Origin of the sequence: Specibacter cremeus (assembly GCF_003946885.1) — a bacterium.
Classification (GTDB): Bacteria; Actinomycetota; Actinomycetes; order Actinomycetales; family Micrococcaceae; genus Specibacter; species Specibacter cremeus.
Window position 1 is genome coordinate 3123 of sequence record NZ_RWKQ01000041.1, and the last position, 13317, is coordinate 16439.

At 66.9% G+C, this 13317-nt stretch carries 14 protein-coding genes; 9 read left to right on the forward strand and 5 right to left on the reverse strand.

Annotated features, from left to right (window positions below; all coding sequences use genetic code 11):
• On the forward strand, positions 1-460 hold a 460-nt coding region (locus EJC77_RS20780), incomplete at its 5' end, for a hypothetical protein (RefSeq protein WP_205787385.1).
• Positions 461-902: 442 nt separating this feature from the next.
• On the opposite strand, the gene EJC77_RS15050 is transcribed toward EJC77_RS20780, so the two are convergent.
• Genes EJC77_RS15050 through EJC77_RS15060 form a run of 3 tightly spaced genes read right to left on the reverse strand, consistent with a single transcriptional unit; the run spans position 903 to position 3946 of the window.
• Complete coding sequence (locus EJC77_RS15050; protein ID WP_125614342.1) at positions 903-1685, reverse strand: carbon-nitrogen hydrolase family protein; 783 nt, start codon at positions 1683-1685, stop codon at positions 903-905.
• A gap of 24 nt (positions 1686-1709) precedes the next feature.
• Positions 1710-3053: an APC family permease gene (locus EJC77_RS15055; protein ID WP_125614344.1), complete on the reverse strand. Its 1344-nt coding sequence runs from the start codon at positions 3051-3053 to the stop codon at positions 1710-1712.
• Positions 3053-3946, reverse strand: coding sequence for a carbon-nitrogen hydrolase family protein (locus EJC77_RS15060; RefSeq protein WP_125614347.1), 894 nt, complete (start codon positions 3944-3946; stop codon positions 3053-3055). The genes EJC77_RS15055 and EJC77_RS15060 overlap by 1 nt, the downstream gene beginning before the upstream one ends.
• A gap of 94 nt (positions 3947-4040) precedes the next feature.
• On the opposite strand from EJC77_RS15060, the gene EJC77_RS15065 reads away from it, so the two are divergent.
• Positions 4041-4799, forward strand: a complete 759-nt coding sequence (locus tag EJC77_RS15065; protein WP_125614350.1) for a FadR/GntR family transcriptional regulator — start codon at positions 4041-4043, stop codon at positions 4797-4799.
• A gap of 462 nt (positions 4800-5261) precedes the next feature.
• Here EJC77_RS15065 and EJC77_RS15075 read toward each other — a convergent pair whose 3' ends face one another.
• Entirely contained in the window at positions 5262-5960 is a 699-nt protein-coding gene (locus EJC77_RS15075) for a FadR/GntR family transcriptional regulator (RefSeq protein WP_125614353.1), read from the reverse strand.
• Between the two features lie 195 nt (positions 5961-6155).
• Here EJC77_RS15075 and EJC77_RS15080 point away from each other — a divergent pair, with 195 nt between their 5' ends.
• The 5 genes from EJC77_RS15080 to EJC77_RS15100 all read left to right on the forward strand — a co-directional run bounded on the left by EJC77_RS15080 (position 6156) and on the right by EJC77_RS15100 (position 11031).
• The gene (locus tag EJC77_RS15080; protein ID WP_125614356.1) at positions 6156-7019 is read left to right on the forward strand and encodes an ABC transporter substrate-binding protein; all 864 of its coding nucleotides are present in this window, start codon (positions 6156-6158) and stop codon (positions 7017-7019) included.
• 60 nt (positions 7020-7079) lie between these two features.
• Entirely contained in the window at positions 7080-7874 is a 795-nt protein-coding gene (locus EJC77_RS15085) for an amino acid ABC transporter permease (protein ID WP_125614359.1), read from the forward strand.
• A gap of 31 nt (positions 7875-7905) precedes the next feature.
• On the forward strand, positions 7906-8661 hold the full coding sequence (locus EJC77_RS15090) for an amino acid ABC transporter ATP-binding protein (protein WP_240630282.1): 756 nt from the start codon (positions 7906-7908) through the stop codon (positions 8659-8661).
• Positions 8662-8689: 28 nt separating this feature from the next.
• Positions 8690-10276 carry a gamma-glutamyltransferase family protein gene (locus EJC77_RS15095; protein WP_125614362.1) on the forward strand — a complete coding sequence of 529 codons (1587 nt, stop codon included), beginning with the start codon at positions 8690-8692 and terminating at the stop codon, positions 10274-10276.
• A 110-nt stretch (positions 10277-10386) separates the two neighbouring features.
• The gene (locus tag EJC77_RS15100) at positions 10387-11031 is read left to right on the forward strand and encodes a YoaK family protein (protein WP_125614365.1); all 645 of its coding nucleotides are present in this window, start codon (positions 10387-10389) and stop codon (positions 11029-11031) included.
• A gap of 123 nt (positions 11032-11154) precedes the next feature.
• Here EJC77_RS15100 and EJC77_RS15105 read toward each other — a convergent pair whose 3' ends face one another.
• Positions 11155-12318 (reverse strand): lactonase family protein, encoded by a 1164-nt coding sequence (locus tag EJC77_RS15105; protein ID WP_125614368.1) that lies wholly within the window; start codon positions 12316-12318, stop codon positions 11155-11157.
• Positions 12319-12354: 36 nt separating this feature from the next.
• On the opposite strand from EJC77_RS15105, the gene EJC77_RS15110 reads away from it, so the two are divergent.
• Complete coding sequence (locus tag EJC77_RS15110) at positions 12355-13056, forward strand: RNA polymerase sigma factor (RefSeq protein WP_205787387.1); 702 nt, start codon at positions 12355-12357, stop codon at positions 13054-13056.
• Complete coding sequence (locus EJC77_RS15115) at positions 13053-13310, forward strand: zf-HC2 domain-containing protein (RefSeq protein WP_205787389.1); 258 nt, start codon at positions 13053-13055, stop codon at positions 13308-13310. Before EJC77_RS15110 ends, EJC77_RS15115 begins: the two co-directional genes overlap by 4 nt.
• Positions 13311-13317: the final 7 nt, after the last annotated feature.

Below are 13317 nucleotides of genomic sequence, written 5' to 3' on the forward strand. Positions count from 1 at the left end.
TGGAAGACGTCGTACGTATCTGTTGGCCACCGGCGGCTCGGAACTCAAGCTTCCGTCGGATCTTCAGGGACTGACCCGGCTGCCGTTCATAACTCGAACCGACGAAAACCTTCGGGCTGCTCTGAACGAGGCAGTCTTGGCCATCGAGCAGCAGGTTAAGGCGCATGGGCCCCGTCATGAGGTGCCTCCCTCGGGCACGTTGCCCGGGCGTCGGGCTCTAGAACGTGAGATTGAACTGGTGTGTGACAACGCCCTTGCCCAAGGATGGACGATCAAAACCAACACCGAAACAACGCTGCGACTTCGCAGCCCACATGACCACTCTCACACGTTCTCGAAAGGCAAACCGGACCAGACACGTGGGGAGTTGCGACGCTTCGCCGCCGAGCTGCGGGGTGCGGGGCTTCGAATCAACAGCAGCGTTAGACGACCAGTAGAGGAATCTCCGTTCTCAGAGTAGGCGTGTCCCTCTGCCGGGGCCATCGCGGCCTAATCCGGCAAAGGGACGACGCTCCAACTCGGGCACTACCGAGAGCTCCCCATACGGGGCACGCCGCGCCTCGACCGCCGGCACCGAGAACCGCTGGGCCGCCGTAGAACGCCTCCTGGACGTACCGACTCAACCAGTGATCTAACGATGGAGACGATCTTCGAATCGTACCAGGCGGTACGGCCTGTTTGATCACCACGTCAGCGTCGTCGACGTGGAGGTCTATGGGGATGGGATTCAGGGAGGTCAGCGTGGTTGAAATACGAGAAGTGCTCCGGGCCAGGTCCGACACCGGACCACCGCCCCCGAAGAAGTCCTGAAACACTCAACCTGGCGCCGACGACACCAGCAACGCGCGAGGCATCACCACTACAAGACCCGCAGGCACACCCCCATAAACGTGACCGTAGTACTAGTCGATGCGCCGCTGCCGGTGCATCGGGAAGCGGTCGCGCACGTCCTCGGCCTCGGCCATGGACACGTCCGCGAAAGCCAGACCCACCTCGCCGCCCAGCTCCGTGCGAACCGTGCCCATCGGGTCCGCCACCAGGGAGTGCCCCACGGACACCGGCGGGGCCTGGCACACGCCGGCGACGTAGATGCCGTTCTCGATGGCGCGCGCGGCCAGCAGGGTCGTCCACTGCCGCGTCTTCACCTCGCCGGGCACCCACGACGCGCAGACCAGCGCAAGCCGGGCACCGGCGTCGGACATCATCCGGGCCTGCTCGGGAAACCGCAGGTCGTAGCAGGCCATCAGCCCCACCGGCACGCCGTGCACGGTGAACACGACCGGCCGGGTGGACGGGCCCGGGGCGATGTGGCGGGACTCGTGGAAGCCCTGCGCGTCGAAGAGGTGGATCTTGCGATAGGCGCCGGACAGCGTGCCGGCGGCGTCGAACGCGGCGAGCGTGTTGTAGGCCCGGGCGGGATCCGGTGATTGCTCGACGACGCCGGCGACGAGCGCGATGCCGTGCCGGCGGGCCGTGGCGGCCAGCCGGGCCCCAACGGGGCCGTCCAGCGGCTCGGCGACCTGCGGGAAGGTGCCGTCGATGGCCTTCTTCTCATAGGTGGCGTATTCCGGGAACGCCACCAGGTCGGCGCCGGCCGCCGCCGCCCCGGCCGTGAAGGCGTCGATGGCGTCGAGATTGGCGGCCGTGTCCGTCCCCGAGGCCAGCTGCCCCAACGCGATGCGCATGGTGTTCCCCTCCTTTCCCGCGTGCTAGACGACGGCTTCCTCGGTGGCCGCCATCTCCGGCGGGGCGACCTTGAAGCCGCGGGTGATGGTCGTCAGGACGATTATGCCAACGACCAGCCAGGAGAGCCCCAGCGCGATGGCGTTGATGTCGAGCTGGAGCAGCAGGAAGGCGCAGATCGCCGCGCCGATCGCGGGGACGGCGACGTAGCTGATCCGGTTCAGCATCTCACCGGCCCGGCGCCGCCGGACATAGTGGAAGATGACGGAGATGTTCACGAGGGTGAACGCCGTGAACGCGCCGAAGTTGATGAACGACGTCGAGGTGGCCACGTCCAGGAAGATGGCGATCAGGCCGATCACGCCGGCGATGACGATGTTCGCCACCGGGGTGTGGAACCGCGCGTTCAGGCGCCCGAACACGGCCTTGGGCAGGACGGAGTCGCGGCCCATGGCGAACAGCAGCCGTGACGCGCTGGCTTGCGCGGCCAGCCCCGAGGCGAACTGGGCCACGACCAGGCCGGCCAGGAACACGGCGGCGAACAGCGTGCCGCCGATCTGCAGGGCGATCTCCCCGGCGGCGGACGCCGAGTCGGCGAAGATGCCGCCGGGGTGGACGAGCTGGGTGAAGTAGGAGACGAAGATGAAGATGCCGCCGCCGATCAGCGCGATCAGCATGATGGCCCGCGGCATGTTCTTCCGCGGTTCGATGGTCTCCTCGGTCAGCGTGGTGACCGCGTCGAAGCCGAGGAACGAATAGGCGGCGATCGCGGCGCCGGCCGTGATGGGCCCGATGCCCGCGGCGGCGCTGCCGAACGGGGCGGTGCTCACGAGCGCGCCCGGGCCGGCGGCGCCGACCACGTGGGCGATCGAGAGGGCCACGAAGATCGCGATCACGAGCAGCTGGAACGCCATCAGGAGATAGTTGGCCTTCTCGGCGACCTTGATGCCCAGGACGTTCAACACCGTCGTGATGACGATGAACCCGACGATCCACACCCACATGGGGGAGCCGGGGAACTGGGCGCTGAGGTAGGAGGCGCCGATGAGCCAGATGACCATGGGCAGGAACAGGTAGTCCAGCAGGATCGCCCAGCCGACCAGGAAGCCCACGCGCGGGTCGATGGACTTGCGCACGTACGTGTAGGCGGACCCTGCCACCGGGTAGGTGACGGCCATGCGCCCGTAGCTGTGCGCCGTGAACAGCATGGCGACCATGGCGACCAGGTAGGCGGACGGGGAGGCCCCGTGGGTGGCCTCGGCGATGACGCCGAAGATGCCCAACACGATCAAGGGCGTCAGGTAGGCCAGCCCGAACAGGACGAGTGAGGGCAGCTTCAGTGTGCGGACAAGGGTGGGTGGGGTGGTCATCATTGACTCCTGTCGGTGAAATCGGGCTGGGACGGGTGCCAGGTCGCCGGGTCGATCCGGCCCTGGTAGACGGGCAGTTCGATGGCGGGTTCGCCGGCGTGGAACTGGGACCACATCCGGTTGGACCCGGCCGTGCCGAGGTGGCGGACGCGTTCGACGGCGGCGAGGTCCAGTTCGGTGGTGAGCAGGGCCGGCTCCGCCGTGCCGGCCGCGGCGATGACATGGCCCTCGGGGTCCACGACCAGGCTCTGGCCCTGGCCGGTCGGCGCCGCGCAATTGACGCTGACCATGAACACCTGGTTGACGATCGCGTTGGCCCGGGCCAGGACCAGTTCCTGCTCGCGGTCCGGGGTGGTGGTCTTGACGACGTTGACGATGACCTCGGCGCCCATCCAGGCCAGCTGGCGTGAGACCTCCGGGAACCAGGAGTCGTAGCAGATGTTCAGCCCGATCCGGCCGATCCCGGCCAGGTCGACGGTCACGAACCGGTCGCCGGGTTCGTAGGGTTCGAACGGGCGCCAGGGGAAGACCTTCCGGTAGTACCCGGCCAGTTCCCCCTCCGGCGAAAGCACCACGAGGGTGTTGAACAGCCGGCCGGCCGGCCCGAGCTCGCAAACGCTGCCGGGAATGAGCCAGATGCCCAGGTCGCGGGCGATGGCGGCGAGGCCGGCGACGCGGGGCCCGTCGAGGGGTTCGGCGGCGTCTCGCAGCGCCTCGGTGCGTTGGAGGTCCGGGGTGCCGTCGCCGAACAGGTGCAGTTCGGGGAACACGAGCAGCTGCGCGCCGGGGGCGGCGGTGATGGTGTCGCGGACCTGGTCCGCGAAGGCCGCCAGCGGCTCGCCGATGAGCCGCGGCGGGGCCTGGACGGCAACGACGGACAGGATGCGTGACATGGAGTTCCTCCGGCGGCTGTGGTGCGATTCACCAATAATAGATCATATTGATCTATTAGTGGAAGTGTTGGGGGCTAACTCGTAGAGTGGCCGTATGAGCATCGACGCCCCCGCCGGAGGACAGCCCTCGCCGATTGGCGATGCGGCGCTCGCCGGCATTGACCGGGTGAGTGCCATCGAGGCCGTGCGGCTGCGCATCGGCACGGCCATCCAGCTCGGCCTGCTCAGGCCGGGGGAGCGGCTGCCGGACAAGGACCAGGTGGCGTTGGGCCTCTCGGTGAGCCCGATCACCGCCCGGCGCGCGCTGACCAGCCTGGCCGAGGACGGCGTCGTCGTTCGTCGGCGCGGCCGCGGCGGCGGCACGTTCGTCGCCGACCGGCCGCCGACCGACGTGCTGGCAACGCTGGCGCCGGCGCAGGCCGACTTCGGCCACGTCCATCGGCTGGTCGACCGGCGCTTGCTGGGCGAATGCGCCGTGGCGCATTTTGCGGCGCTCAATGCCACGGCCACGCAGATCGCGGAGCTTCGGCGGCTGGTCGCCGAGATGGCCGCCGCCGGCAGCTGGTCCGCGTACCATCAGGCCGACGAGCGGTTCCACCGGCTGGTGGCCGGCGCGTCCGGACTCGGTGCGGAGGTGGACGCCTACCTGGAGGCGCTGGGCGACCTGTACGACTACTTCATCCCGTACCCCATCGACCGGCTGCATGAGTCGAACAAGGACCACCTCCGGCTGGTCGAGGCGCTGGCCGGCAACGATGTGCGCGGGGCCGTGCAGATCGCCCACGACCATGTCGACATCCTGCACCGGACCATGTTCATGGGGCTGTCCGGGCCGGGCGGTTCACTGGGGTGACGCTTTCCCTGCCCGATCCATCGAGTGATCGATAGATCGGGGTGCGGGCATCGCTCACCCCGATGTATCGAACACTCGATACGCCCGGGCGGCAACCCCCGTCGCTGTAGTGGGCTGCCCCAGGTGACGATTCGACGCAGCCCGGCTGGACATGGGCGGCGGGTTTTGGACCGCCGGATCGGCAGGACACCGCGAACGCACGATTGACGTCCGCCCCGGCTTCACCGCAGTCCGCCTGAAGGTTGCCGTCTCGGGACCCGAGACCAGGGAGCGCTACGACGATCTGCGCCGTGCCGTGGACGCACTGCCCCCGTGCTCGATCTCGTTGCCAACCCGACGCCCGTGAATGTCGAGGTCACCAAGGCCTGACTTTGTTGAGGGCCGACGGCGGCACCCGGGCGGGCCGGTTGGCTCGCCCGGGTGCCGGTCGCATCACATTTACCGACCCTCAGGCGGTCGTACTCAGTCGTCCAAAGCGCCTATGCGCTTTTGGATCGATTCGATGTGCCGTTCGGCGGCCTCGTGGGCCCGGACTGGATCCTTGGCCGCGATGGCATCGACGATGGCCGCATGTTCCGCAATCGATGAACGCTGCCTTGCCGGGGTCAGGTAGCCGTCGCTGCGGCTGACCTCAATGATCTCGGTGATTCGATCCAGCAATCGTGGCAGCAACGGATTGTGTGTGTAGAGAGCGATCGCACGATGAAAGACCCTGTCCAGCTCGGCAAATTGCTTCGGCGTCTGGTTCAGGTGCATTTCCTCGACCAACCGCTGGAGCTGAATGACCTCCAGGCGTGTCGCATTGGCGGCCGCCCTGGCCGCGACCGGTGGCTCGATGCAGGCCCGGACGTCCATGACCTGCGCCAACGATGCCGACTCGACATCGAGGCCCGACGCGATGACATTCGCCTGTGGAGATTGCCGGGGGTCGACAACCACCGTTCCCGTGCCGGGGCTGCGCACAATGAAATTCTTCAGTTCCAGCGCACGAAGGGCGTCCCGCAGGGAGGTCCGCGACACGCCGAGCTCGGCGGCAAGTTCACGCTCGGGAGGGAACTTGGAGCCGCCGCCGACTTCCCCTGACAGGATGAGGCGTTCGAGGGTAAGCGCCAGCGAATCAGGTCGGTTCAACGCCGTAGTTCGCAATGAGCCCCAGTCCATCTCTCCCTCTCTTGGTCCAACCAATGGTCTATTCTCACGTCACCGTGCCAAGCATCTGGCTGGAGCATACCGCACTCTCTGGCCGAAAAAAATAGGGCTATACAAGCCCGTTCGGGGACACTACTATCCCCATAGCGGCAAATCTCCAACATGTTGCTGGTCCTACCATCCGTCTAGAAGACATCGGAGTCTCCTGTGCTGAGAACAAAGAAGTTCAAGTCTGTCCCCCTGGCCGCCGCGACGGCCATCGTGGCCCTGCTGGCGGCCGGCTGCAGCGGTGCGCCCGCATCCGGTGACGTGGCGGCCAACGCCAAGGTGTCCACACCCGCCATCGCCAAGGCCGGCACGCTTGGCGTGTGCATGGGCCTGAGCGGTGGCGAGCCGCCGAACTACGGTTTTGACGCCCAGAAGAACCCCGTCGGGGTGGAGGTTGACTTTGCCAAGGACGTGGCGAAGCGCCTGGGGCTCCAACTCAACCTGGTCGACATCAAGTTTGCATCCATCGTCCCGGCCCTGCAGGCCAGCAAGTGCGACGTGATCATGTCATCGCTCTACATCAAGCCCGCGCGTGAGAAGATCGTCGACTTCGTCCCCTACATGAACTCGGGGTCCTCGGTGGCCGTGGCGGCCGGGAACCCGGCGGGCATCACGGGCATGGACGACAGCCTGTGCGGGAAGAAGGTCGTGTCCACGGTCGGGACAACGGCCGCCCTGCTCTCCGAGGATCAGCAGAAGAAGTGTGCCGCCGACGGGAAGCCGGAGCTGCAAATCATCAACAACGACAACACGCCGAGCGCGTTGCAAATGGTTCTGACCAAGCAGGTCGACGCGTACGCCGGTACGTCAACGGCGGTGCTCTACTACCAGCAGCAGTCTTCCGCGAACTTCGAAATCGCCGGGAAGCCCTTCGGAACCATCAAGATTGGCGCGGCGGTAACCAAGGGAAACGCAACCCTGCAGCAGAACATCAAGGAGGCCTTCGCGTCGATGAAGTCTGATGGAACCTATGCCGCGACCTTGAAGAAGTACAACGTCTCCGCCATGGCATTGCAGGACTAGACCCATGACACAGCGTCAAGCCGCCGCGCAACGAACGGTCCCGGAGGAAAGGAATGAACCGTGAAATTTGACTGGACCTTCTTCTTTCAAAGTCTCCTCACGCCCTCGCCCGCGTTCCTGACGGGCCTCATCCTGACGATTGTCATTTCGGTCGTCTCAATGGCCCTGGCCCTTGTCCTCGGAACACTGATTGCCTTGATGGGAAGGTCGCGGTTTCCCATCCTGCGATGGGTTGCCGGGATCTACGTCTGGATCGTTCGCGGAACCCCGCTGCTGGTGCAGCTGATGATCATTTACCTTGGATTCGCCGCCATCGGCCTGTTCAAGTTCGAGGACCTCACGATCCTGGGCATCTCCTTGCTGGCCGCCGTCCAGGCCGCAATCTTGGGTCTCACCATCAATGAAAGCGCCTATGTCGCGGAAATTGTCCGGGCGGGGCTGGAATCCGTCGATCGCGGCCAGACCGAGGCCTCGATGGCTCTCGGCATGCGGCCGGGGGCCGCAATGCGCTGGATCATCCTTCCGCAGGCGATGCGCATCATCATCCCGCCGCTGGGAAACAACTTCAACGGGTTGATGAAGAACACCTCTGTGCTGAGCATCATCGGCGTCAGCGAGATGTTCCTCGTTGCCCAAGCCATTAGCTCCGCGACGTTCAAGACGTTCGAAATACTCATCGTCGCCGCGATTTACTACCTGGCCCTGACGACAATATGGGCCTTTGCGCAGGCGCTGATCGAACGGAAGCTGAACGCCCAAGTTGGCAACGACAGCGCTGCCGTCCCGGTGTTCAAACGAGTCTTTGCGCCGCGCGTTCGAAAGCAGCTTGTCCTGGAAGGAGCCGAAAATGCCTGATTCCCCTGCTACCCTCGCGGCACCCGAGGTGCTGGTGAGCGCGAACAAGGTTTGCCGCTCCCTGGGCGGGCGCCCCATCCTCAGCGACGTCAGTACCGAAATACGCCGGGGCGAGGTGGTCGTGCTGATTGGCCCATCCGGTGCCGGCAAGACGACGTTCCTGCGGACCATCAATCACCTTGAACAGATCGACTCAGGCGATCTGTTCGTGAACGGGCACCGGGTGGGGTACAGGAAACTGGACTCCGGACGACTGATCGAAGACTCGACGCGGACGCTTGCCAAGCAGCGCGAGGAGATCGGCTTCGTGTTCCAGCATTTCAACCTGTTCCCCCACATGAGTGTGCTGGAGAACATTTGGCATGCGCCGGTGCGGGTGCGCAAGATTCCCAAACAGGCCGCGGTTGCCGATGCACGCCGGCTGCTGGCCCGGGTTGGACTCGCGGACAAGGCCGACAAGCGGCCGGCCAGCCTCTCCGGCGGACAACAACAGCGTGTGGCCATTGCCCGCGGCTTGGCGATGAAGCCCGAACTCATGCTTTTCGACGAGCCGACCAGTGCCTTGGACCCGGAAATGATCGGCGAAGTGCTCGACGTGATGAAGGAGCTCGCCCAGGACCAAATGACCATGGTGGTGGTGACCCACGAGATGGGCTTCGCACGCGAGGTCGCCGATCGGATCATTGTCATGGACGCCGGCCGGATCATCGAGTCGGGCTCCCCGGACCAGATCTTCAACAACCCACAAAACCCGCGAACGTCGTCGTTCCTCTCGAAGATCCTCTAGTCTTCCAACCTCCTGAAAGCTCATCAACATGACGAATTCCCCCGACGTCCACGGCACCGGCGCCATCGCCGCACCGCATACGCTCGCCACCCAGGCGGGCAAGGATGCCTTCGCGAAGGGCGGCAACGCCCTTGACGCCGCCTTGGCCGCGGCGGCAGCCCTCACCGTGGTCTATCCGCACAACACGGCACTCGGCGGTGACCTGGTGGCACTCATCCGCACCCCCGATGGCACGATCACGTGCGTCAACGCCACGGGTCCGGCGCCAGCAGAACAGGACGTCAACCGGTTGGTCCGGGTGCACGGCGAGAAACTTCCGGTGCGCGGTGTGGACACCATAACCGTTCCCGGGGGTGTCCGCGGCTGGCAGGAAATCCGCCACTTTGGCGCGCGACTGGACTGGGCTGCGCAATTCGAGGCCGCCATCCGATACGCCGAGGACGGTGTTCCGGTGGCGCGGTCCCTGGCCGCCGCCATCATCGAAGAGAGCGCGGCGTTACGGGCGGACCAGGGCGCTTCAGCCGTGTTTGAACCTGGCGGGGTGCCGCTGGGCCGCGGCGACACCCTCAGGCAGCCGGAACTGGCACGAAGCCTGCGGCAGCTCGCCGCTGAAGGCCCGGAGACCCTCTACGGGGGAGCCTTGGGCGCGAAGCTCGTCGCTGGGCTACGCGCGGCAGGCTGCCCCATCGCCCTTGAGGATCTGGCAACGTACGAGGCTGAGATCACGGCACCCATGGCGACCGACTATGCAGGTCACACGGTGTACACCAGCCCGCCCAACACGCAGGGGATCCTTCTACTGCGCACCCTGAGGGCCCTGGCCGGCAAGGATCCCGCATCCGTCGGTGCCAACCTGCTCGCCCGGCTGTTCCTGGATGGGATAAACGTCCGGACGTCCCTGCTCTCCGACCCCCGGCACGCGTCGGTGGATATCGAGAACGCCGGGTTCCACGACCTGCTCGCCAGCTTGGAGTACCCACGCAACAGCGAATCGGCGCTCGCCTCGCCGTTCGTCCCCACGGGCGACACGGTCGGCGTTGCCGCCGCCGATTCCGACGGGTTCGCCGTCTCCCTCATTCAAAGCATCTACCACGGATTCGGTGCGGCCGTGTTGGAGCCGACCACGGGAATCATCATGCAAAATCGCGGCATGTCGTTCTCCCTCGACCCGGCCTCGCCGAATTTCATCCAGCCCGGCAAGCGACCCGCGCACACGTTGATGCCCGTCATGGTTTGCCGGGGTGAGAGCCTGCGCTGGGTCAATGCCACCATGGGCGGCCAAGGCCAACCCCAGATTCACGCCCAGATCCTGCTGGGTCTGCTGCAGGGGGATTCGCCGCAGGAAGCCGTGAGCCGGCCTCGCTGGATTCTCGGCGCGCAGGAGGCGGGAGACACGCCGGACACCGTCTATGCCGAGGAAGACGTGCTGCCGGCGGCCGTCACTGCACTGGGCGATGATTCCTTTCCGCTGCGAACGGTGCCAAGCCAAACCGACTGGATCGGGCATGCCAACGTTGTTGCCCGCACCGAGGATGGCGGCCTTGACGCCGGCAGCGATCCCCGCGCCGATGGTGAGGGCGCCGTCGTTGCCATCGCAGAACCTGGCAGCGAATGAGTGCCCCGATCCGGACCGGCCATCAACAGGTCGAGGACGCCGACAGGAGCCGGCCCCGGAAGGCGCGCCAACCGGGCATTGTCGTGCGACCGGAGCACCTGGCCCTCGCCATGATGCTGGCGCTGACGTTTTCCACGGGCATAGTTGACGCCGTCGGCTACCTCGGGTTGGACAAGGTGTTCACGGGCAATATGACCGGCAACGTCGTCATACTCGGCATGGCCCTGACCGGGGCCGAGGATCTGCCGGTGCTCGGGCCGGTGCTGGCCCTGGCCTGCTTCTTGTTGGGAGCGGTTGCCGGTGGGCGCGTCATGCGGGCGGCGGGCAAGGGGTGGACCATCCATGCAAGCTGGCTTTTTGCCGCGGTGGGAACGATTTTGGCGATTCTTTCATTCGTGACGCTCGTGGCGGGACCCGTCGGCAAGACGCCACTCGGTGTCGGCATTGCGGCGACGATTGGTGCGGCCATGGGCCTGCAGGCGAGCGGCGCCCGGCACATTGGCATCAAGGACGTGACCACCGTGGTGGTGACATCGACGCTCACCGCGCTCGCCGCGGAGTCCCGGCTGGCCGGTGGCCGTGGCCAGCCCTGGTTCCGCAGGGCAAGCGCCGTCGTGATCATTCTGGCCGGCGCGGCGTGCGGTGCTTTTCTGCTTCACATTCACATGAGCCTTGCGTTGCTGCTGGCGGCGGCCATCTCGCTGTCCGTGTCCGCCGTCGGACATCGGTGGTTGCGGAGCCAAGCCCGGGCCTGACGTGCCCTCAACCCGAGGGGTACACGAATCGGGTGTAACGCCCCGGTAGGTGGGAGCGCTGCCTGCCGGGGCGTTTCATCGGACGACGGCGATGTTGCCGCCGGTCCGGGCACGTGGGTGTTGTCAGGACACGGCGATCCCTTCCGCCCCGGAGCCGTTGTTGGCGGGGAGCCCGGTGATGGCGCCGATGCGCGTGAGCGACCCGTCCGCGGCCACCGCGAACTCGTCGATCGCCCCGGCGCCGGTCGCCTGCTCGTACAGGTAGCGACCGTCCGCCGTGGCGGCGATGTCGACCGGGCCGGCATCGGTGCGTGCGGCGATCCCGGAGGCTTCGAGCAGGCTCAGCGAGCCGTCGGGGCCGACGCGGTAGCCGGTGATGGTGGCGCTGCCCGCGTTGGCCGCGTACAGGTAGCCGCGGGCGGTCGTCGACCAGCACGTGGCCGCCTGGCCGTTGGCCACCGGCCCGGAGACCAGTGCCAGGCTCCCGTTCCCGTTGATGACATAGGACGACGCGCTGCCGCTCGCCTCCGCCACCTGCAACCGGGCGTTGGCGTCGAACGTCAGCGCGAAGGGCACGGCGCCGGCCGACGCGTTGACCACCGGTACCGCGGACGGCTCGCCGAACCGGCCGAGGCCGAAGACATCCAGCGTGTTGTGCGACTTCGTCGCCACGACCAGGTGCGCCCGGTCCGGGCTGATCGCCACCTGGGCGGGGGCGGCCAAGAACGCGGGCATCGCGGCGTTGCCCAGGCCCAGCGTGCGGGTCGAGCCGAACAACGGAACCACGACGCCGTCGAACTCCCGGAAGCCGCTGACAGTCCCTTCGCCGCCGGCGTTGAGGACGTAGACCAGGTGGCCGGACACGGCCACGGAGACCGGGAACTCCCCGCCGGAGGGCAGGATCTCGCGCAGCTGCAGCCGGTCGCCGCGCACCGCGAAAGTGGAGAGGCTGTCGCTGCCGGCGTTGACGGCGAACAGCAGGTGATGGGGCCGGTCATACGTCAGGGACCCCTGCGAGGCGAGCGGGTCCACCACGGCGCTGACCTCGGCGCCGCCCCGCCCGCCGGTGGGGTAGGTCCCGGCCCGCGCCAGTGTGCCGCCGGGCGATCGGTCGTAGACCGTGACGGAGTTGCCGGCACCGCCGTTGTTCTGGACGAACACGGCGCCGGCCGACGCGGGCGGCGACTGCGGGGTCGCGGCCGTGGCCGGCCCGACGGCGAAAAAGCCCGTGACCAGCGCGACGGCGGCGATCAGCAGGGCCTTGATGGTTGTGTGGTGGGTGAACATGTGATCTCCTCGGAAGATGGTTTCACTGCAGGATCAGTGCGCCGCCGCATCGAGTCGTTACACCACGGCCGTCCGGTGCCCGGGCTGAGCCCCGGGGTGGCGTCCGGGGCCGGCGCGGACCTGGCCCTGGTGGGCCGGCTGCTGGCCGGGGATGAGACGGCGTTCGCCGAGATCGTGGCCGCCTATTCGCCGCTGATGCTGCACATTGCGCGCGGGTTCGTCTCCAACCGCGCCTCGGCCGAGGACGTGGTCCAGGAGGCGTGGCTGGGGGTGTGCCGCGGACTCGAGGCCTTCGAGGGGCGTTCGTCGCTGCGCACCTGGGTGCTGGCGATCACCCGCAACGTCGGGCGGCGGCGCGGTGCGGTCGAGGCGAAGGAGCTGCCCTGGTCCCAGATTGACGACGACGGGAACGGCGCCGTCGATCCCGCACGGTTCAGGGGTCCGGGCGACCCCTGGTGCGGCGGGTGGACCGAGGTGGGTGCTCCCGTGCCCTGGAGTCCCGAGCAGCTTGCGCTCGATGGTGAGGCGCGCCGGCTGGTGACGCGGTACCTTGACGAGTTGCCGGACCGGCAGCGAACCGTTGTCGCGTTGTGTGACGTCGACGGCCTGGGAGTCGACCAGGTGTGTGAGATCCTCGGTATCAGTCCCGGCAACCAGCGGGTGCTGCTGCATCGCGGTCGGGCCCGGCTGCGTCAGCTGTTGGAGGACTACTACGGCCGCGGGGAGGTGCACCCATGAGTGAGTCGGCGCTGACATGCAAGGAGATCGTGGAGCTTGTCTCCGACTATCTCGACGGCGGATTGGACGAGCGGACCGCCCGGCTCGTCGACGAGCATCTGGCCTTGTGCCCGGGCTGCGACGCCTATCTGGACCAGATGCGCCAAACGCTCAAGGTGCTGGGGTCGGTGACACCGGAAAACCTGTCCGAATCAACGCGCGACGGGCTGCTGGCGGCATTCCGCGACATTCGGCCGCCCCAGCCGAAGGGTTGACCCTGCG

Coding starts and splice junctions, on each gene's coding strand:
- EJC77_RS15050 (WP_125614342.1), bottom strand. CDS start 1,685: ATGCGCATCGCGTTGGGGCAGCTGGCCTCGGGGACGGACACGGCCGCC.
- EJC77_RS15055 (WP_125614344.1), bottom strand. CDS start 3,053: ATGACCACCCCACCCACCCTTGTCCGCACACTGAAGCTGCCCTCACTC.
- EJC77_RS15060 (WP_125614347.1), bottom strand. CDS start 3,946: ATGTCACGCATCCTGTCCGTCGTTGCCGTCCAGGCCCCGCCGCGGCTC.
- EJC77_RS15065 (WP_125614350.1), top strand. CDS start 4,041: ATGAGCATCGACGCCCCCGCCGGAGGACAGCCCTCGCCGATTGGCGAT.
- EJC77_RS15075 (WP_125614353.1), bottom strand. CDS start 5,960: ATGGACTGGGGCTCATTGCGAACTACGGCGTTGAACCGACCTGATTCG.
- EJC77_RS15095 (WP_125614362.1), top strand. CDS start 8,690: ATGACGAATTCCCCCGACGTCCACGGCACCGGCGCCATCGCCGCACCG.
- EJC77_RS15100 (WP_125614365.1), top strand. CDS start 10,387: ATGATGCTGGCGCTGACGTTTTCCACGGGCATAGTTGACGCCGTCGGC.
- EJC77_RS15105 (WP_125614368.1), bottom strand. CDS start 12,318: ATGTTCACCCACCACACAACCATCAAGGCCCTGCTGATCGCCGCCGTC.
- EJC77_RS15115 (WP_205787389.1), top strand. CDS start 13,053: ATGAGTGAGTCGGCGCTGACATGCAAGGAGATCGTGGAGCTTGTCTCC.